Raw genomic sequence first — 18,606 nt, 5'->3', positions numbered from 1 at the left:
TTCGAGCTGGTGAAGGTGGAGGCGATGATCCGCCCCTTCAAGCTCGACGACGTCAAGGAGCGCCTGACCGAGCTCGAGGTCGGCGGCATGACGGTCACCGAGGTCAAGGGCTTTGGGCGCACCGGCGGCAAGACGGAGTTTTACCGGGGCTCGGCCTACGTCATCGACTTCGTGCCCAAGATCAAGATCGAGGTCGTCGTGCCCGCGGCCCGCTCCGAAGAGGTCATCGCGGCGATCCGCGAGGTCGCGGCCTCGGACCGCATCGGCGACGGAAAAATCTTCGTCACGCCGGTCCTCGAGGCCGTCCGCATCCGCACCGACGAGCGCGGCGAGTCTGCGCTCTGAGCCCACGTTTTTTGTTCATCTGAACCCTCCGCTTCTGCGCCACCCAGATTCCGAGCGCCCCCAACACTCCCGGATCAAAACCATGAGCCAAACCACTCCCCAGGAAGTCATCGACCTCATCCGCGAGCAGGAGATCCGCATGGTCGACCTGCGCTTCATCGACATGCTCGGCGCGTGGCAGCACTTCACCGTGCCTGCCCACGAGCTGAGCGAGGAAGCCTTCGCCGAGGGCTTCGGCTTTGACGGCTCGTCGGTGCGCGGTTGGAAGACCATCAACGCCTCCGACATGCTGGTCATGCCCGACGCGACCACGGCCAAGGTCGACCCCTTCATGCAGGTCCCGACCCTGGTCCTGCTCGGCAACGCCGTCGAGACCATCACGCGCGCCGACTACGAGCGCTGCCCCCGGTCGCTGGCCGCCCGCGCCGAGGACTACCTGCGCTCGACCGGCATCGCCGACACCTTCTACGTCGGCCCCGAGGCCGAGTTCTTCATCTTCGACGACGTCCGCTACCGCAGCGACAAGCAGACCAGCTTCTACGCCGTCGACTCGGACCTGGGCCACTGGAACACGGACCGCGAGGAATTCCCCAACCTCGGGTACAAGGTCCGCGCCAAGGGCGGCTACGTCCCCGTGCCGCCCACGGACAGCCTCCAGGACCTGCGCACCGACATGGTCCTCGCGCTCGAGGATCTCGGCATCGTCGTCGAGCGCCAGCACATGGAGGTCGCGACCGGCGGACAGGCCGAGATCGACATCCGCTACGACTCGCTGCTGTCCCAGGCCGACAAGCTGGCCTGGTTCAAGTACGTGATCAAGAACGTCGCGCGCCAGGCCGGCAAGACGGTCACCTTCATGCCCAAGCCCCTGTACGGGGACAACGGCAACGGCATGCACACGCACATGTCGCTGTGGAAGGACGGCCAGCCGCTGTTCGCCGGTGAGCAGTACGCGGGCCTGTCGCAGATGGCCCTGCACTTCATCGCCGGCGTGCTCCGCCACGCCCCCGCGCTGTGCGCGTTCACCAACGCGAGCACCAACAGCTACAAGCGCTTGGTCCCGGGCTTCGAGGCCCCGGTCAACCTGGCCTACAGCTCGCGGAACCGCTCGGCGGCGATCCGCATCCCGACCTACTCGAGCTCGCCCAAGGCGATCCGCATCGAGTTCCGGACCCCGGACCCGGCCTGCAACCCCTACCTGGCCTTCTCGGCCCTGCTCATGGCCGGCCTCGACGGCGTGCAAAAGCGCCTCGATCCCGGCGAGCCCCTCGACAAGGATATCTACAGCTTGTCGCCGGAGGAGCTGGCGGGGGTGCCCTCGGTGCCCGCGAGCCTCGACGGAGCCCTCGAGGCCCTCGAGGAGGACCACGAGTTCCTCCTGCAGGGCAACGTCTTCTCCCGCGACCTGCTCGAGGCGTGGGTGGACTGGAAGCGGGACAACGAGGTCACCGAGGTCCGCGGCCGCCCGCACCCCCACGAGTTCGCGCTCTACTTCGACACCTGACCTGAGCCGGTCGGGCACCGTGCTGAACCTTGCACGGTGAAGGACTGAACGAACGGGCCCCGTTTCGAGCGCTGCCACGCGGCGCTCAAAACGGGGCCTCTGCTTGCCCGCGGGGCTGGGGCCCGATAGCATTTTGCTGCTCATGCGCGCGTCGGACCTCTCGCTGCGGGACCGCCTAGCGGTCAAGCTCATCGAACGCTCGCCCCAGTGGTCCGCCATGGCGGTGACCCAAGCCATGGGTGCCGTCGCGCGCCTGCCCCTGCCCAAGGGGGTCTCGAAGGCGGCGGTCCAAACCTATGCGCGAGCCTTCGGGGTCAACCTCGAGGAGGTCGAGCCGGACTCCCTCAACCGGGGCTACGCCAGCTTCGATGCCTTCTTCACCCGTACTCTTCGTGATGGGGCCCGCGTGGTCGACAAGCGGCCCGAGGTGCTCGTCTCACCTTGCGACGGACGCCTGCGCGAGGTCGAGACCGTCGAGGATCAGGGCGTGGTGGTCGCCAAGGGGCACGCCTACGCCATCGGCGAGCTGCTCGCGGACGCCGAGCTCGCCAAGCGCTTCGTCGGCGGGCTACAGACCGTCATCTACCTGCACCCCCGGGACTACCACCGCGTGCACAGCCCGATCTCCGGCGTGGCGCGGCGCCTGACGCTGATCCCCGGTCGCCTGTTGCCCGTCAACGACGCCTCCGTGGCCAGCGAGCCGCGCTTGTTCGCGGTCAACGAGCGGGTCGTGCACTTGCTCGACACCGACGCGGGGCAGGTCGCGGTGGTCATGGTCGCCGCCTTTGGGGTCGGGCACATGAGCTGCTCGTACCGCGAGGTCGAGGCCCACCCCGTCGCCGAGACCGAGGTCCACCTGCAGCCCGCGCCCTTCATCGACAAGGGCCGCGAGCTCGGCGTGTTCCACCTCGGGAGCACCGTGGTGATGCTGACCGAGCCGGGCGTCGAGCTCGCCGAGGGCGTGCGTCCGGGGACGCCGCTGCGTTTTGGCCAGCCCCTACTGCGGGCGCCAGCGCTAGCTACTGAGGAGGCCGGATCGTGAGCTGGGATGTCGAGGACGTCGAGTGGTTGCGCGTGCCTCCGAGCTCGCCGCGGCGTGGGCCCATCGATGGCTTTGATGCGCGCGTGGTCGGGGAGCTCGGCGCGGGCTTGTCGGGGCCGCCGCGCAGGAAAAAGCCTGAGCCTGAGCCTGAGCCTGTTGCAGCGGAGCCCGTCCCAGCGGAGCCCGTCCCAGCGGCGCCTGCCGTGGCGGCGCCCGAGCCCGAAGCGGAGCCCGAGCCCACGGAGATGGGCAGCGTGCCGCCTCCGCCGACGAGCGCTGCGTTTGACGACGACCCGAACCTCGATCCGCCGTCTTACGAGAGCGGTCGCTTTGACGAGCTCGACGGGGAAGGCCAGGGCGACAGCCCTGCGCCCGCAGCGGAGGCCGAGGCTGGCTTCACCATTCCGACCCTGGCGACGTCGGGGGAGGCCCCCGCCGCTGTTGTCCCCGCGCCGGCCGAGCCCGCTGCGCCAGCGCCCGAGGCCGCGGCCGCCGACGAGCCGTCCTTCGTGATCCCCAGCTTGAGCGCCCCTGCGAGCGCGGAAGGGGAGGCGGATCCGGTCGAGGAGGGCGAGGCGGAAGTCGTCGAAGAGGTCGAGGTCGACGCGGTCGTCTACGACGACATCCCCGTGCGCACGGGGGAGACGGTCATCGGTCGAGCGCCCGAGCCCACCCCCGAAGAGCGCGCGGCCTACGAGGCGCGCGTCGCCCAGGAGCAGGCGGAGACCAAAGACGCCGACGCTGGCGTGTTCATCCCCGGACTCGTCGCCGGCAGCAACGTGTCTGCGGCGGTCTACGACGACGAGGACGACGACGGAGCCGTCATTCCCGAGAGCATCGTCAACGTCGACTCGGGCGAGCTCGAGCTCCTCGAGGACACCGCGGTCGAGGGGGCGCCTGTCGATCCCGACGCCGACACCGTGGTCGAGCCGGCGCCCGAGGACCCGAGCGCAGACGCCTCGGCCGCGAGCGCCGACGCGGGCTCGGTGGTGATCCCCCAGCTCGCGCGGCCGGCCGAAGAGGTGACGCCGAGCGCTCCGCCTGCCACGAGCGAGGCGAGCGAGGGCGCGGGCCTGGTCTTGCCCTCGCTGACCGCACCAGCGGCGGAGGCTGCCCAAGAAGCCGCGGAAGAGGTCGAGGAGGTCGAGGACCTCGACGAGGTCCAGGTCGAGGACCTCGACGACCTCCAAGAGGTCGAAGAGGTCGACGAGGTCGACGAGGTTCAGGAAGTCGAGGAGGTCGCCGGTCCCCCGAGCGCCCCGCCTGCGACGCCCCCCGCCGCGCCGACGGAGTCCAAGCCTCCCTCGCCGCCACCGGCGGAGTCCAAGCCGCCCGCGCCTCCGGCCGCGCCCGAGGCCGCGCGACCGCGCCGGCGCAAGGCCTGGTACGACGACGTCTTCGCCGAGCACTACCTCTACCTCTACCCGCCGAGCTGGGGCGAGACGGCGCGCCGCGACTCCGAGTTCGTGGCGGCGCTGCTGGGCAAGGAGCCGGGCTCGACCATCCTCGACGTCGGCTGCGGCGATGGACGCCACGCCATCGAGCTCGCCAAGCTCGGCTACCAGGTCGCCGGGATCGACAACTCCCTGGCGCTGCTGCTCTCGGCGGGGCAGAGCAAGGAGCTCGCCGAGATCGGCGACGACGCGGTGGACTTCATCCACGGCGACATGCGCCAGCTCCCGCGCGACCGTCAGTACGACGGCGTGATGTGCATCGGCTCGACCTTCGGCTACTTCGAGGAAGAGCAGAACCGCCAGGTGCTCGAGGAGATGATCGGCCGCCTCGCGCCGGGCGGGCGCCTGCTGCTACACGTCTTCAACCGCGACTTCGTCGCGCCCCACCTCCCGGCCCGGAGCTGGTGGCAGGGCAAGCGCTGCATGGTCCTCGACGAGGCAGAGATGAACTTCTTTGCCAGCCGACTGCGCGTTCACCGGACGATCATCTTCGACGACGGTCGACAGTACGAGCACTACATGTTCATGCGCGCCTACACCGTGCAGGATCTCGGTAAGGCCCTGTCTCACATGGGGATGCGCGTGCTCGAGGTCGCTGGAAGCCGCGACACGCGGAATCGCTTCTACGGCAGCGCATCGCCCGAGATCTGGATGGTCGCGGAGCGCAAGTAGGGGTGCCTTCGCCCCAGCTCTGGAACGATAGTTGGGGGGACAGCGCCCCAAACGACGTTCAAAAGGGTGGCTTGTGTTGTGGCCGGGATATCCCCGAGAGCGACATTCTTGTCATGGACACCCGCTGTCAACGGCCATCATACCAAGCCATGACGACGAATGAGCGCGCCCCCGTCCATGGTCGGGCCAGGGGATCTCGTCCGTGCCAAAGTCACTCCAAGCACCCACGCAGGCTGCGCTGGCGCCTCAGAGGCCCAAATGCGAGCCACGGGCCGGCCGCCCAACCCCACGACCCAACCTACGCAGGGGTTTACCCGTGGTGGCGAGTAGGGCATCCACCAGGCTGTCACGTTTGAGGAATCTTCGGCTATCGTGATCGAAGCATCGCCTCTGGCGACTCTCATTAATGGCACGACAATCGCAGAGCCTCGCGCCAGCTAGACAGGTCCCGAGGTCCATCCAAGCGGCCGACACAGGCTCACCTCAGACCACATTCATGGACACCTTCGACTCGCCAGGAACTTCGCTGTCATTGAAGCACCTCCTTCGCCGTTGTCGAGAAGTCCGAAGTCTTCCCGCCGCTCACGCGTCGACGATACGCAACACCACCCACCGGGAAGGCGTCACAAGCCCAGGGCATAGATCGGGGACACCTCGGTTGGATACCCGGAGGGCTCTACCCACTCCGAGCTCAGGCTCGCATCCACCAGGAACGGACGGCACCCCGTCCCACGATCCGGATCGGCGCATGTTGCGCCAGGAATGAGGAAGAACAATGGCACGTCGCAAGGTCACCCGTGGAGCCCCCCCGCAGCTCGCTCGCAGCTCGCGTGGCAAGACGTGGCCGAAGGGTTCGGGCCGCTCTGGAAAGGGCGACTCCGATTCGGCGAACTTCCTCAACGTCTACTTCCGCGAGATGTCCGAGCTCGAGGTCATGAGCGCGGAGGAGGAGCTCGAGGCTGCTACGCACATCTTCAAGCTCCGCCACGCCTACTGGACCTCGCTGCTGATGTACCCGCCCTTCTCCGAAGGGGTCGCGGCCTACATCAAGGACAAGCTGCCCGAGAAGGAGTCCCCCACCAAGGACCTCCGCGCGTTCCGCAAGGGCGCCAAGCAGCTGCGCGACCGCGAGACCCGGGCGCATCGTGAGGTCTACGAGGCCTCGGTCGAGGCCCTCGTCGAGCGTCTGCTCGAGGCGGACACGGACAACATCATCGCCGACGCCCTCGCGGACGAGGTCGCGGCGATCCTCCGCGGCCAGCGTCATGGCCTGGACCTCGATGTTCGTCCGCCCCGAGAGGGCAGCAAGCCCTACGCGGAGTACGTCGCCAACGTGCGGCGCAGCTCTCGGAAGCTGCGCTCGGCCAAGAACAAGTTCGTCAAGGCGAACCTGCGCCTGGTCGTGTCCATCGCCCGCCGCTTCAACCACGGCCGCATGCCCCTCCAGGACCTCATCCAGGAGGGCAACATCGGCCTGATGAAGGCGGTCGACCGCTTCGACTACCGCAAGGGCTTCCGCTTCTCGACCTACGGGAGCTGGTGGATCCGGCACGCGATCAGCCGCGCCATCGCAGACAAGGGCCGTCAGGTCCGCCTGCCGGTGCACATGATCGACGCCTACCACAAGGTCAACAAGGCGCGGCGCGAGCTCGAGGCCAAGCTCGGCCGCGAGCCCACCCGCGAGGAGCTGGCCCAGCACACCGGCATCGCGCTGGCGAAGATCGAGCGCATGGGCACCATGCTCGTCGACAACCCCATCTCCCTCGACAAGCCCGTGTCGGACGCGGACGGTCGCAAGATGGGGGACTTCCTCGAGGACGAGAACGCCGAGGACCCCGGCGAGGGGCTCGAGGCCGACGCCCTCAACGAGCAGGTCAAGCGCCTCGTGTCCAAGCTGCGGCCCATCGAGGCGGACATCATCCGCAAGCGCTTTGGCCTCATCGACGATGAGGAGCTGACCCTCAAGGAGATCGGCGGACAGTACTCGCTGTCCCGCGAGCGCATCCGTCAGCTCCAGGAGCAGGCCCTCGGCAAGATCCGCCGGGAGCTCAAGCGGCTCGAGCTGATGTAATCCGCGGGCGACCGCGGACCCAAAAAAGAGCACTCGACCTTCGGGCCGAGTGCTCTTTTTTGGTGCTCGGCTTCAGCCGGCGTCGATGCGGAACAGCTGCTGGCCGATGAGGATCAGCGAGCCCGGGTGGACGAGCTGGCCCTTGCGCACGCGCATGTAGGTGCCGTTGGAGCTGCCGAGGTCCTCGAGGAACACGCCCTCGTCGTCGCCGACGATGCGGCAGTGCGAGCCGGACACGTAGCCGTCGGTGGGGAAGGTGATGTCCCCATCTTCGCGGCCGATGGTCACGCCGCTGTCCTTGACCGGGAACGCCGAGCAGGCTCGATCGATGCTGAGCATCACGCTCACCCGGCCCCAGTAGCCGGGGTTCGGGCTGCCCATGCGCTCGGTCCCGTCGGCCGTGGTCGCGGGCTCGGGCAGGTCCTCGTAGAACAGCAGCTCCTGGCCGACGCGGAAGTAGTCCTGGTCGCGCAGCTCGACCCGGCCGATGATCTTCAGGTAGACGCCGTTGAGCGACTGCAGGTCATCGATGATCAGGCCCTCGGGCGTCGCGCTCAGGTCGGCGTGCTGGGGGTCGAGGTAGGCGTCGCTGTCGAAGGGCGGCCCGTGGGCTCGGCCGATGCGTTCGGGCCCGCCCTCGATGACGAGCACGCCGCCTTCGCTGCCGTCCTCGCGCAGGAGCACGAGCCGCACCGTGGGCACGGCGGCCGCCGGGGCGACCTTCGGCGGCGGGTTGTTCGGGTCGACGAACATCGTCTTGGCCGGACCGCCAGGTTGCTGAGCCGCAGGCTGAGCCGGCGGCGTGTAGCTGTGCGCTGGGGAGTAGCCGGGGGGGGGCGGCTGGGCCGGAGCGGGAGCGGGTGCGGGCGCAGCCGCCGGGGGGGCGAGGGAGTTGCCGCAGGCGCCACAGAACTTGAACTGCGGCGGGTTGGGCGTCCCGCACTTGCTGCACGTCACCTGACCGGGGGCTGCCGCGGGAGCGGGAGCGGGGGCGGGGGCCGCGGGAGCGGGGGCAGGCTGGTAGGCCGCGGGCTGGCTCCCCGGAGGTTGGCCGTAGGTCCCGTGCTGGGGCTGGCCGTAGGGGCCGGGGGCCGCCGGCGCCTGAGGAGGCTGCTGGCCGTAGGGGCTCGGGGGCGCGGCCGGGGGAGGCGGAGCCGCAGCGGGGGCGACCGCCGGCGCGCCGTAGGAAGGCGGCGGCACCTGGGGAGGTGGCGGCGCGTTGACGGCCGGCGGGGGCGCGGGCGGTGGAGCAGCCTGTCCCGGGGCAGGGAGCTTCGCTCCACAGCCGAGACAGAACTTGTAGTGGTCTTGGTTTTCCTTGCCGCAGCTGGGGCAGACGATCACGGGAGCCTCACGAGATCTCGACGCGGAAGAGTTGCTGACCGACGAACAGGTAGTCGCCGTGGAACAGCTCTTGAGCGCCCTTGATGCGGGATGAACGTGCCGTTCCGGGAACCTGTGTCCGTGAGCAGGACCATCGCGTTGTCGGTCAGGTCGAGCTTGGCGTGGTGCCCGGAGATGAAGCGATCATCGGGGAAGTCGAGGTCGTTGCCCTCGCGACCCATGGACAGAGTGTTGCCGTTGGCCGAGTGGACGAGGCCCTGGCCGCCGCCGGCGAGTTGCTGAATGACGCGGAAGGCCCCGTCGGGGCGGGGGCTGCCGTAGAAGTAGGTGCCGTCCTGGTTCGGCGCGTACTCGGGCAGGGGCGCCGAGTCGATCTCGAGCAGCTGTTCGCCGAGCAGGAAGAGGTCGCCATGGTCGAGGGGCATGGGCCGCTTGATGCGGACGAAGACGCCGTTGTTGTTGCTGAGGTCCTGGACGAACAGGCGCCCGTTTTGGACCGAGAAGCGGGCGTGCTCGGGGCTCAGGAACACGTCCTCGGCGAACGCGATGTCGCCGTGGGTGCGCCCGACGACGTGGGTCGTGCCGCTGAGGTGGTAGGTGACCCCGTCGCCGCCTTCGCCCTTGATGACGACCAGGCGCGGCGTCACGGCCTCTTGCTGCAGCGCGCCGAAGAACATGGTCTTGGCCGCGGGCTTGTTGGGGTCTTGCGCCTGTCCCTGGGGAGGGGCGATGGGCTGGCCGGTGTTGGGATCAAAGCGCAGCTGCTGCCCGTAGCCTTGCTGCTCCATGGGCGGCGGCTGGTTTTGGATGGGGGAGGGCGGTGGCGGTGCCGCGGCGTGGGGCGGCGGGGCCTGGTGGGGCGCGACCTGAGGCGGCACGGCTGGAGGAGGCACGGCCGCCGGCGCTGGAGCCATGGGCGGCGCCGCGGCGGGAGGCGGCGCGACGTAGCCCGCACCGGCGGGGGCCTGCGCCGCAGGAGCGAGCACCGTGCCACAGCGACTGCAACTCGTGGAGCGGATGTTGTTCAGTTGGCCGCAGACCGGGCACGCGAGGCCTAAATCCATGTCCCGGGAATCCTTGCGCCGCAGCCGGTGACTTGTCAACCAACGAAGACGCGGAGTCCGAAGGGGACCAGGGATTCCGAGCCCGCGCTCAGGGGAGCGCGAGGCTCTCGGAGCTCGGGAGCAGGGGAGCGAGGCACAGCCGCTCCGGGGAAGTTTGGGCTGGTGTTTGGTCCGGACTCGTGCTGCCTTCCAGGGCGCAAGCGCCCACAGAACGCTGAGCAGCGCGGAGTTCGGCCCGCGTTCCCGACATGCTCGCGCGCCAGGCTTGGGTGATGGCGGCGCGGTGCGGCTCGAGCTCGGCGACGCTCAGGGGCTCGAGGGGCGGGGCGAGGTGGTCGACGAGCCAGCGCTCGACGATGGTGTCCCAGCCGCGCTGGCGCGGGACTGGCGGGGCGTCGACGCCTCCGCCCGCGCGGCGCTCCTCGTCGCCGAGCAGCCGACTCAGGCTCGAGATGGCCGCGTCCCGGGGCAGGCCGCCAGGCCCAAAATAGAGCTCGAACAGGGCCTCGACGCTGTCGTCGCGCAGGCGCTTGGGGTCGACCTGGCCGATCCGCCAGGCCGCGATCGCGGCGATGAAGGGGTCGGGGTCGCGCAGCTGGGGGTGCAGCCGGACCACGCGAAAGTCGGGGGTCAAGGTCGCGGCGGCGAAGGTGCACGCGCGGCGCACGGGCAGGCTGCTCTCCCGCGAGAGGCGATCGAGGGCGACCAGGTCGTCGACGCGCTCGTCGCCGCGGGACAGCCGGGCGAGGCCGAGGCAGGTGAGGGTCAGGGCGACCTCGTCGTCGCGCTTGCGCAGCCGCTCGCGCAGGGGGGCCGCGGCCTCCGTGGAGCTGCTCCGGGCCAGGGCCCAAAACGCGGCCGAGCGCACGCGCGTATCCGTGGACCGCTCGCCGATGATCTCGGCCATGACCGGGATGGAGGCGGGGTCGTCGAGGGCCCCGGCGGCCTCGATGGCGGCGACGCGCGCGGCGATGAAGCGCTGGCGCACGGCATGGGTGGCGTCGCGCGGCGGCGCGAGGTTGGCCCCGGTGCGCGCGAGGTGGACGGCGGTCTCAGGCAGGGCGAGCTCGCCGAGGTGCTCGGCGGCGCTCATCCGGTTGTTGATCGATCCGCGGGACAGCGCCGCGACCAGGGGCCGACGCAGGGCGGCGACGCGCTTGTCGTCGCGCGCGCTGCCGTCCGCGCGGAGCCAGGCCTCGATCTCCTCCCCGTCCACGCGGCCGAGGGTCGAGAGCAAGAAGTCCCGGGGCTCGTCGGCGTTGGGCTCTCGCTTGGTCCGGCGAATCGCGATCTCGAGCACCTTGGCGGTGGTGTCGGTGACCTCGGCCAGATCGAGGGCCCGGGCCCCGGCCTCGCGCATCAGGTCGGAGGGGCCGCCGGCCTCGAGCAGCTCGCGGAAGCTCGCGGCGGCGCCGTCGATGTCGCCGGTGGTCAGCTGCAGCTCGGCCAGGCGCATGCGCGTGCGCGCGTGCTCGGGGTGGGCGTCGAGCACGGTCTGGTAGCACCACATCGCCTGCTCGATGTCGCCGCGGCGCTCGCTGAGCTCGCCCAGGCGCAGCAGGGCTCGGATGCCGCTGCTGCCCTCGCCCAGGGCCCGGACCGCGGCCTCGCGCGCCTTCTCGGGCTCGTCGAGCTCGTGGCTGAGCTCGGTCAGCATCACGAGCACGTCGACCTCGCGGGCGGGGGACAGGGGCAAGAGGCGCTCGAGGGTGGCGACGGCCTCCAGGGGCTGGCCGGCGCGGCGCTGGGCGACGGCCAGCTCCATGAGCCGGTCGGGGTCGTCGGGGAACATGTCCCGCAGCGTCGTGTACATGGCGACGGCGCTCGCGTAGTTCTCCTCCCGGGAGTAGAGCTCGGCCAGGAACAGCCCGGCCTCGAGGGCCTCCGGCGAGGGTCCGGCGCGGAGGGCCTCCTGGGCCGCGCTCAGGGCCTTGGTCCGCCGGGCGTTCTTGTCGGGCAGGGGGCCGACGAGGAGCTCGACGATGCGCGTGCGCGCCTCGGCGCGGAGCAGCTCCTGGCTCGGCCCCGTAGCGACCGTGCGGACCTTCTCCCAGATGTCGAGGGCCAGGTCCGGCCGGTGCCGCTCCTCCTCGAGCATGGCCTGGAGGCGCAGGTAGGTCGGGTTGCTGCCTTGCTTGCGCAGGGCCTTTTCGAGCGAGGCGAGGGCCAGGTCGCGCAGGCCTCGATCCATGGTCGCGTGGTCGGCCAGGATCTCGGCGTGGCGGAACCAGCCCTTGTGCGCGGGGCGGACGAGGGAGGGCAGCTTCTCCCACTGCTCGAGGGCCTCCTTGCGCTGGCCCATCTCCCACAGCTGCTCGCCGAGGGCGACCCGGGCCTCCGCGCTGCGCCCCCGGATCTTGACCAGCGCGCGGGCGGTGTCGAGGGCCAGGTCGCGCTCGTCGACGTTGTTGTAGAACTCGATCAGCAGCAGCAGGGTGTCGCCGTTGCGCTTGCCGTTGTCGCGGATCTCCTGGGCGATCTCGAGGCCGGTGTCGCGCTCGCCGTTGATCAGCAGGCGCTCGGCCATCTCGAGGCCCAGGCGGACCTCCTCGGCGCTGTTGCCCCGCAGCTCGCGGTATTGCTCGAGGGCGGCCTCGGACTGGCCCTCCTCCTCGAGGGCCTCGATGAGCGCGGCGCGGGCGATGGGGTCCCGGGGCGCGAGCTCGATGGCCTTGCGCAGGGCGGGGATGGGGTTGAGGCCGGCGGCTTTTTGGGCCCGAGCGAGGGCCTGCCAGGCCGCGACCTCGCGGCCGTGCTTGCCCTTGCCGAGCCAGGCCTCGAGCTCTTCGACGAGGACCTCCGAGCGGGCTTGCTTGCGGTAGCAGGTCTCGAGGTCCTGCCACCAGCCCTCGCGCTGGTCGCTGCGCCCCCGGTTGCTATCGTCGAGCAGGTCCCACAGCAGCTCGGCCGCGGCTTTGTATTGGTCGGCGTCGAGGCGGGCGCGCGCTCGCTCTGCGCGGATGCCGTGCTTGCGGTCGCCCTTGGCCCGGTTCGCCGCGTCGGCGTAGGCCTCGTCCGCGCGCTGGGCCTCGCCCGCCCCCCGAGCCGCCCGCGCGACCCTCAAGATGGCGTCGACGTCCTTGGGCTGGGCGGCGGCGAGGTCCTCGGCGATGAGCAGGGCGCGCTCGTGCATGGAGGCCCTGTCGGCGAGTTTGTAGGCCCGCTCGAGCAGGGGCGTCGCGTCCTTGGGCTTGGACTTGGCCTTGGCGGCGGCCTCGAGGGTGTCGATGGCCTCGGTCCACGACTTGGCCCGCTCGAGGGCGTCGATGCGCAGGTCGAAGATCTGCTGGTCCCAGCGCTTGGACTTGCCCTCGAGCTTGGCCAGGCGCTCGGCGGCCGCGGCCGGATCGCCCTTGGCGAGCTCACCCTGGGCCGCGAGGATCTGCAGGGCGACGTTGCTGGGGGCCCGCTCGGCGGCGGTGTTGATCTTGCGGAGCAGCCCCTTGCGGGTCAGCGATTTCTCGAGCGCCCGCCACTGCTTGCGGTCGAAGGGGTTGGCCTTGAGCTTGGAGAAGCGCTGCTCGATGAGCTTGGCGTCGTCCTTGCGCGTCTCGAGGGTCCAGTCGTCCCCGGGAGGTGCGGCCTGCGCCGTGACCCCGAGGGCCGCGCAGGCCAGGACGAAGGTGGTGCCGACGAGGAGTCCTGGGGCGCGGGAGCGGCGGGCGTTCGGCACGATTCAAATCCTAGCAGCTGGCGGCGGGGGAGGGCGGGCGCGCGGACCCACCCGTGCCAGTGGGGACGGGCCAGCCTCCGAATTGGTTCCCGCGTGTCTCCAGCCTCGCTCACGAGCCGCGCAACGCGCGAAGCCCACCAAACTCGACCTGTCCGAACGCTCGCTCTTGACCCCGCCGCGCCAAGCCCTACAGTCGGTGACCCATGCCCATCTACCGCTACCGCTGTACCGAGTGTGGTGCCGAGGAAGAGCACATCCAAAAGATCAGCGAGGACCCCATCGAGCAGTGTTCGACCTGCGGCGGGAAGCTGTCCAAGCTGATGACCGCGGCGGCGTTCCACCTCAAGGGCGGGGGCTGGTACAAGGACCTCTACTCGAGCAGCTCGGGGTCTGGCGACTCGGGGTCTGGCGACTCGGGGTCGTCGGGCAACTCGAGCTCGAGCAGCTCTTCGGACTCGTCGAGTTCGAGCAGCTCGAGCAGCTCTTCGGACTCGTCGTCTTCGTCGTCTTCGGATTCGTCGTCGTCGTCCACCTCCTCGAGCGGCTCGAGCAGCTCGAGCTCCGCCTCCTGAGCGCTGTAGTCACCCCCACTCCCGGGTGGTAGGGTGCGCGCCATCGTGAGCGACTCGACGGCGAAGATCCTGGACGGCAAGGCGCTGAGCAAGCACCTGATCGGTGAGCTCAAAGAGCGGGTTTTGGCCTGCGTCGAGCGGGGCGTGACGCCCTGCCTCGCGGTCGTGCTCGTGGGCGAGGATCCAGCGTCGAAGGTCTACGTGCGCTCGAAGGAGCGCAAGGCCGCCAAGGCCGGCATCGCCACAAAAGATCACCGAATGTCGGCGGATACGAGCACGGAGACCCTGCTCGGGGTCATCGCCGAGCTCAACGCCGACCCGGCGGTCCACGGGATCCTCGTTCAGCTGCCGCTGCCCGAGGGCATCGACGAGCAGCGCGTGCTCGCGGCCGTCGATCCGGCCAAGGACGTCGACGGCTTCCACCCCGACAACCTCGGCCTGCTGATGCTCGGCCGCCCGCGCTTCGTGGCCTGCACGCCCCAGGGCTGCATGCGTCTGCTGGCCGAGTCGGGGGTGTCCCCCGAGGGCAAGCGAGCGCTGGTCATCGGGCGCTCGACCATCGTCGGCAAGCCCGTGGCTCAGCTGCTGGTCCAGGCCAACGCGACGGTGACCGTCGCCCACTCGCGGACCCGTGACCTCGAGGCCGAGGTCCGCCAGGCCGACATCGTGGTCGCCGCCGTGGGTCGGCCCGAGATGGTCCCAGGCGCGTGGATCAAGCCCGGCGCCGTGGTCATCGACGTGGGCATCAACCGCCTCGAGCCCGAACAGCCCGGGGCCAAGGGCAGGCTCGTCGGCGACGTGCACTACGCCTCGGCGGCCGAGCAAGCCGCCGCGATCACCCCGGTGCCCGGCGGCGTCGGCCCGATGACCATCGCCTGCCTGCTCGCCAACGTGGTCGAGGCGGCCGAGCGCGTCTGAGCCCAATCAGGGCGCGACGCGAAGGTCCGGGCCGAGCACGCGACCTTCGCGGCTCAGCCGGGTGACCCACACCTCGCTCCGGTCGACCCCCAGCGAGCGCGTCCACGCGACCGCGATGTGGTCTTCGGCCGCCGCGATGGCGTCGGCGCGCTGGACCCTGTCGGCCAGCTCCACCGCTGGACCCCGCGGAGCCCCGTCGGTCGAGAGCTGCGCGAAGTGCAGCGCGCGATCGTGGGGGGAGTTCGTCCACGCGAGCGAGAAGCCGACGCCGTCCCAGGCCAGCTTGGGCGGGCGCTTGGCGTTGCTGCTGCCCGCGACGACGCGCTTGGGCTCGAGGGTGATCTCGCCGTCGAGGGACAGGCCCCCAAACCACAGGCCGCTGTGCCGCTTGGCGAGCCAGCCGAGGCCCAATTCGGCGGGGGACGTGGGCACGAGGACGTTCGAGTACAGGCGCCGCGAGCTCTGGCCGGGGTCGTCGTAGAGGGTTCGCGTCGGGCCCATGTCGGCGTCGAAGCCGACGTCGGCGTAGTGGGAGGCGTACCAACTCGGCGACCAGACCACGCGAAAGCGGCCCTGGCTGTGGACCGCGGTCACGGCGTTTCCGCCGACGAGCTCGGTCTTGTCGGTGAGCGCGACCGGGCCGAGGTGCAGCGCGCCCGAGCCTTCGAAGGCGGCGTAGCGCAGCGAGGTCTCGGTGGTGAAGTCGTTGACGGCCACCGACTCGAACCAGAACACGCCGTAGCCCTCGCCCGGGGACCAGGCGAGGGCGGGCTCGCCCTGTCCGTACCAGCGCGCACCCGTCATCGCGTGGGGCGCATCGACGAAGGCGCCCTCCGGCGAGAGGCGCCCGAAGTGGACGGTCTGCGCCTGGTGGTTGACGTGGGAGCGCCAGGCCAGGCCGTAGCCGCGGCCGTCGAAGACCAGGGCGGGCCGGGTGTTGGCGCGCCGGGCAGGGCTCGTCGTCAGCCGCTGGGGAGGGCCGAGGAGCTCGCCGTCGGCGCTCAGGCGGCGAAAGTAGAGCTCGCTCTTGGCGCTGTCGCTGTCGCTGTCGCGCGCGTCGGCCCAGACGAGGGCGTAGTCCGTGCCGTTCCAGGCCAGGGTCGCGTCGTAGGCAGCGCGCCCGTGGGGTGTCTGTTCGGCTTTGGGAGCTTGGGGCGTCACGGCTCGAGGTGGAGGGGGGCGAGCTTCGTCGAGCGCAGGACAGGACTCCTCGTCGGCGCGCGGATCTTGCCGCTCGCACGCCGGCGAGAGCGCGAGCGCTGCGAGACAGGCGAAGCGAGCGGCCGACTTCATGGGAGCCTAGCCAGGGCGCTTGACCCCGTGAACCTGGCCGAGGATCTCCAGCACCTCGAGCTGCAGCTCCCGCTTGTCCGCGGGCGTGGGCACGACCCGGGCGTGGCGGCGGGCCCGGGCGCGGAGGTCGGGATCGGTGGCTCGGCACAGCGCGAGGCGGGGAGGGGGGCTGGGCCGGGCGTCGAGGCGGGCGAGGAGCTCGAGGGCCACGGGCGGGTTCCCATCCACGTCGATGATCACCAGGTCCGGCGAGCCGACGGCGTTGTCGGCCCCCGCGGTCAGGGCGAGCTGACGGGTCTCGCAGTTGACGAGCGAGCGGATCAGCGCGTGGAGGTGGGCCGAGGCGTGGTCGCTGCGCCCGATCAGATCGATGCGCAGGGGCGAGGCGCGCTGGACCAGGTGATCGATGTGCGCGCCGAGGACCGCGTCGATGTCGGCGAAGCTCAGCCCCATGCCGGCGGAGCCCTCTTCGTTGTCGCGCAGCCGCGTCCACCGGACCCGAGCGCGCAGCGACACGGGCGCGCCGCGGCCCGGGACCTGGAGGGTCAAGGTCAGCTCGGAGCCCACGGGCTCGGGGTCGGGGGTGCTGACGAACAGCCCGCCGCGCGACAGGTTGGTGCAGTAGGAGACCAAGAACTGGCCGGCGTTGCGGTACTCCACGGCCAGCACGATGCCCGCGCGAGGGGCACGAGCTGGATGCGCCGGAGGTCCGCCAGTTGCCGTCACCGCTGGCGAGGGTAGCAAGCCAGGCTCGCCATCCAACAAAAAGTGGGCGCGCCGTCGTCGCGCGCCGAAATTACCCTTCGCCCAGCAGGGCATTGAGGAGGCGCTGGAGCTCGTCGAGATCCTTGTAAGGCAGCTCGATGGTCCCCGGCCCCTTGGGCGATCGGCCCGTACGCAGCTTGGCCTGGACACCCAGGTGCCTGCGGATGCGCTCTTCGAGGTTGCGCACGATGATCGTGTGGCGCTTGCGGTCGTCGTCGGGCTCGGGCTCGGCCTCGTCGGCGGCCTTGCGCGCCGTGGTGCGCTTGCGGACCTCGGCCTCGATCTGGCGCACGCTCCAGCGCCGGCGGATCAGCTCGGCCGCGAGCTCGCGCATGTCGGACTCGCGCTCGAGGCCGAGCAGGGCCCGGGCGTGGCCCATGCCCAGCTGGCCGTCGATGAGCAGCTCCTGGACCTTGGCGGGGAGCTTGAGCAGGCGCAGGCCGTTGGCGATGGTGCTGCGCTGCTTGCCGACGCGGGACGCGAGCTCGGCCTGGGTGTAGCCGTGCTGCTCGAGCAAGGCGGCGTAGGCCTTGGCCTCTTCGATGGGGTCGAGGTCCGCGCGCTGGAGGTTCTCGATCAGCGCGAGCTCGAGGCGCTCGTCCTCGGGCGTCTCGCGGATGAACACCGGAACAGTCTTGAGGCCGGCCAGCTGGGCCGCCCGCCAGCGCCGCTCTCCGGCGAGGATCTGGTAGCGGGCCGCCGCGCCGCCGACCCGGGGCAGGGGCACGACGACGATGGGCTGGATGATGCCGTGGGTCCCGATGCTCTCGGCGAGCTCGGCGAGGGCGTCCTCGTCGAAGCGCTTGCGCGGCTGCTCGGCGTTGGGCTCGACGGCCTCGATGGGCAGCTCGCGGGGCTTGCCGGCGGGGGCAGAGCCAGCCGGTGCGCTCGCGGGGGCCTTGGGCGTCTCGGGGATCAGCGAGCTGAGACCCCGGCCCAGCGCCGGTCGCTTGGGTCGGCTCACGCCTTGGCCTCCGCCTTGGCCTTGGTCTTGGCTTTGGGCTTGTCGGCCTTTTCGGCGGCTTCGATGCGCTGGAGGAGCTCGCGGGCCAGGCTCAGGTAGGCCTGGGCGCCCTTGCTCTCGATGTCATAGAGGAGCGCCGGCTTGCCAAAGCTGGGGCTCTCGCTCAGGCGGATGTTCTGCGGGATGACCGTCTCGAACACCTTGTCGCCGAAGTGGCCCTTGACCTCGGCCACGACCTGCTGGGCGAGGTTGGTGCGCCGGTCGTAGAGGCAAAACACGATGCCCTCGATGACCAGGTTGGGGTTGAAGGCCCCGCGCACCCGCTCGACGGTCCCGACCAGGGCGCCGAGGCCCTCGAGGGAGAAGTAGCGGGCCTGCATGGGGATGAGCACCGCGGTCGCCGCGACGAGGGCGTTGAGGGTCAGGATGCCCAGGGAAGGGGGGCAGTCGAGGATCACGAACTCCCACGGCGCGCCGGCGCTGGCCTTGGCCTTGCCCTTGGGTTTGGGGGCCAGGGCGGCCGAGAGGGCCCGGGCGAGCACGGACTCGCGGCCCTCCACGCCGACCAGCTCGATCTCCGCTCCGGCCAGGTCCGGGGACGCGGGCACGACGTCGAGGCGCCCGAGCTCGGTGGAGTGGACCACCTCCTCTAGAGAGGCCTGACCCAGGAGCAGGTCGTAGGTCCCGCGGGTCGCGGCTCCGCGCGGATAGCCCACGGAGGAGCTCGCGTTGCCCTGGGGGTCGAGGTCGATGAGCAGGACCCGGCGCTCGGCGGCGGCCAGGCTCGCGGCCAGGTTGACCGCCGTGGTCGTCTTGCCCTCGCCACCTTTTTGATTGCTGATCGCCAGCACGCGGGGCCCCTGGGGCGACGCGGAGTTGGATCGTTTCTTGGCCTCGGGCACGGGCGCCAATCCTTACCACCCAG

Annotated in this window: 14 protein-coding genes and 2 pseudogenes; 7 read left to right on the top strand and 9 right to left on the bottom strand. The window is 70.6% G+C overall.

The window, feature by feature from the left end; translation table 11 throughout:
- Window positions 1-6 precede the first annotated feature (6 nt).
- From PPSIR1_RS05895 to PPSIR1_RS41915, 5 genes are all read left to right on the top strand, one after another.
- A complete protein-coding gene (locus tag PPSIR1_RS05895) occupies window positions 7-345 on the top strand; it encodes a P-II family nitrogen regulator (protein WP_045115478.1) in 339 nt (112 codons plus the stop codon).
- Between the two features lie 82 nt (window positions 346-427).
- Window positions 428-1,849, top strand: coding sequence for a type I glutamate--ammonia ligase (gene glnA, locus PPSIR1_RS05890; protein WP_006970083.1), 1,422 nt, complete (start codon window positions 428-430; stop codon window positions 1,847-1,849).
- A 142-nt stretch (window positions 1,850-1,991) separates the two neighbouring features.
- The gene (gene asd / locus PPSIR1_RS05885) at window positions 1,992-2,891 is read left to right on the top strand and encodes an archaetidylserine decarboxylase (RefSeq protein ID WP_157595237.1); all 900 of its coding nucleotides are present in this window, start codon (window positions 1,992-1,994) and stop codon (window positions 2,889-2,891) included.
- Window positions 2,892-3,094: 203 nt separating this feature from the next.
- Window positions 3,095-5,017 carry an SAM-dependent methyltransferase gene (locus PPSIR1_RS41920; RefSeq protein ID WP_006970081.1) on the top strand — a complete coding sequence of 641 codons (1,923 nt, stop codon included), beginning with the start codon at window positions 3,095-3,097 and terminating at the stop codon, window positions 5,015-5,017.
- Between the two features lie 916 nt (window positions 5,018-5,933).
- A complete protein-coding gene (locus tag PPSIR1_RS41915) occupies window positions 5,934-7,088 on the top strand; it encodes a sigma-70 family RNA polymerase sigma factor (protein ID WP_157595236.1) in 1,155 nt (384 codons plus the stop codon).
- Window positions 7,089-7,160: 72 nt separating this feature from the next.
- Here the strand turns inward: PPSIR1_RS41915 and PPSIR1_RS45710 are convergent, their stop codons facing one another.
- From PPSIR1_RS45710 to PPSIR1_RS05860, 4 genes and pseudogenes are all read right to left on the bottom strand, one after another.
- Window positions 7,161-8,288: an FHA domain-containing protein gene (locus PPSIR1_RS45710; protein WP_232296438.1), complete on the bottom strand. Its 1,128-nt coding sequence runs from the start codon at window positions 8,286-8,288 to the stop codon at window positions 7,161-7,163.
- Between the two features lie 75 nt (window positions 8,289-8,363).
- Window positions 8,364-8,432 (bottom strand): annotated as a pseudogene (locus PPSIR1_RS51170) (zinc-ribbon domain-containing protein); the annotation flags it as partial.
- On the bottom strand, window positions 8,429-9,418 hold the full coding sequence (locus tag PPSIR1_RS05865) for an FHA domain-containing protein (protein WP_086001044.1): 990 nt from the start codon (window positions 9,416-9,418) through the stop codon (window positions 8,429-8,431). The gene PPSIR1_RS05865 and the pseudogene PPSIR1_RS51170, both read right to left, overlap by 4 nt.
- Before the next feature lie 166 nt (window positions 9,419-9,584).
- Window positions 9,585-13,169, bottom strand: a complete 3,585-nt coding sequence (locus tag PPSIR1_RS05860; protein ID WP_006970077.1) for a tetratricopeptide repeat protein — start codon at window positions 13,167-13,169, stop codon at window positions 9,585-9,587.
- A 203-nt stretch (window positions 13,170-13,372) separates the two neighbouring features.
- Between PPSIR1_RS05860 and PPSIR1_RS51165 the strand changes: the two are divergent.
- A pseudogene (locus tag PPSIR1_RS51165) lies at window positions 13,373-13,513 on the top strand (FmdB family zinc ribbon protein); the annotation flags it as partial.
- A gap of 26 nt (window positions 13,514-13,539) precedes the next feature.
- Here the strand turns inward: PPSIR1_RS51165 and PPSIR1_RS50010 are convergent.
- On the bottom strand, window positions 13,540-13,785 hold the full coding sequence (locus PPSIR1_RS50010; protein ID WP_053335321.1) for a hypothetical protein: 246 nt from the start codon (window positions 13,783-13,785) through the stop codon (window positions 13,540-13,542).
- A gap of 1 nt (window position 13,786) precedes the next feature.
- Here PPSIR1_RS50010 and folD point away from each other — a divergent pair, with 1 nt between their 5' ends.
- Window positions 13,787-14,659, top strand: coding sequence for a bifunctional methylenetetrahydrofolate dehydrogenase/methenyltetrahydrofolate cyclohydrolase FolD (gene folD / locus PPSIR1_RS05850; protein WP_006970075.1), 873 nt, complete (start codon window positions 13,787-13,789; stop codon window positions 14,657-14,659).
- Window positions 14,660-14,665: 6 nt separating this feature from the next.
- Here folD and PPSIR1_RS05845 read toward each other — a convergent pair whose 3' ends face one another.
- From PPSIR1_RS05845 to PPSIR1_RS05830, 4 genes are all read right to left on the bottom strand, one after another.
- Window positions 14,666-15,820, bottom strand: coding sequence for a hypothetical protein (locus PPSIR1_RS05845; protein ID WP_006970074.1), 1,155 nt, complete (start codon window positions 15,818-15,820; stop codon window positions 14,666-14,668).
- Window positions 15,821-15,958: 138 nt separating this feature from the next.
- Window positions 15,959-16,771 (bottom strand): TIGR02266 family protein, encoded by an 813-nt coding sequence (locus PPSIR1_RS41905; RefSeq protein WP_086001043.1) that lies wholly within the window; start codon window positions 16,769-16,771, stop codon window positions 15,959-15,961.
- On the bottom strand, window positions 16,749-17,681 hold the full coding sequence (locus PPSIR1_RS05835; RefSeq protein ID WP_006970072.1) for a ParB/RepB/Spo0J family partition protein: 933 nt from the start codon (window positions 17,679-17,681) through the stop codon (window positions 16,749-16,751). Before PPSIR1_RS05835 ends, PPSIR1_RS41905 begins: the two co-directional genes overlap by 23 nt.
- A complete protein-coding gene (locus tag PPSIR1_RS05830) occupies window positions 17,678-18,583 on the bottom strand; it encodes a ParA family protein (protein WP_045115459.1) in 906 nt (301 codons plus the stop codon). The genes PPSIR1_RS05835 and PPSIR1_RS05830 overlap by 4 nt, the downstream gene beginning before the upstream one ends.
- Window positions 18,584-18,606 lie beyond the last annotated feature (23 nt).

This window comes from Plesiocystis pacifica SIR-1 (assembly GCF_000170895.1).
Taxonomy (GTDB): Bacteria; Myxococcota_A; Polyangia; order Nannocystales; family Nannocystaceae; genus Plesiocystis; species Plesiocystis pacifica.
Note: the sequence above shows the minus strand (reverse complement) of the source record. Positions and strands in the feature narration are given on the sequence as shown.

Coding starts and splice junctions, on each gene's coding strand:
- PPSIR1_RS50010 (WP_053335321.1), bottom strand. CDS start 13,785: ATGGCGCGCACCCTACCACCCGGGAGTGGGGGTGACTACAGCGCTCAG.
- PPSIR1_RS41905 (WP_086001043.1), bottom strand. CDS start 16,771: ATGCCCTGCTGGGCGAAGGGTAATTTCGGCGCGCGACGACGGCGCGCC.
- PPSIR1_RS41915 (WP_157595236.1), top strand. CDS start 5,934: ATGTCCGAGCTCGAGGTCATGAGCGCGGAGGAGGAGCTCGAGGCTGCT.
- asd (WP_157595237.1), top strand. CDS start 1,992: ATGCGCGCGTCGGACCTCTCGCTGCGGGACCGCCTAGCGGTCAAGCTC.
- glnA (WP_006970083.1), top strand. CDS start 428: ATGAGCCAAACCACTCCCCAGGAAGTCATCGACCTCATCCGCGAGCAG.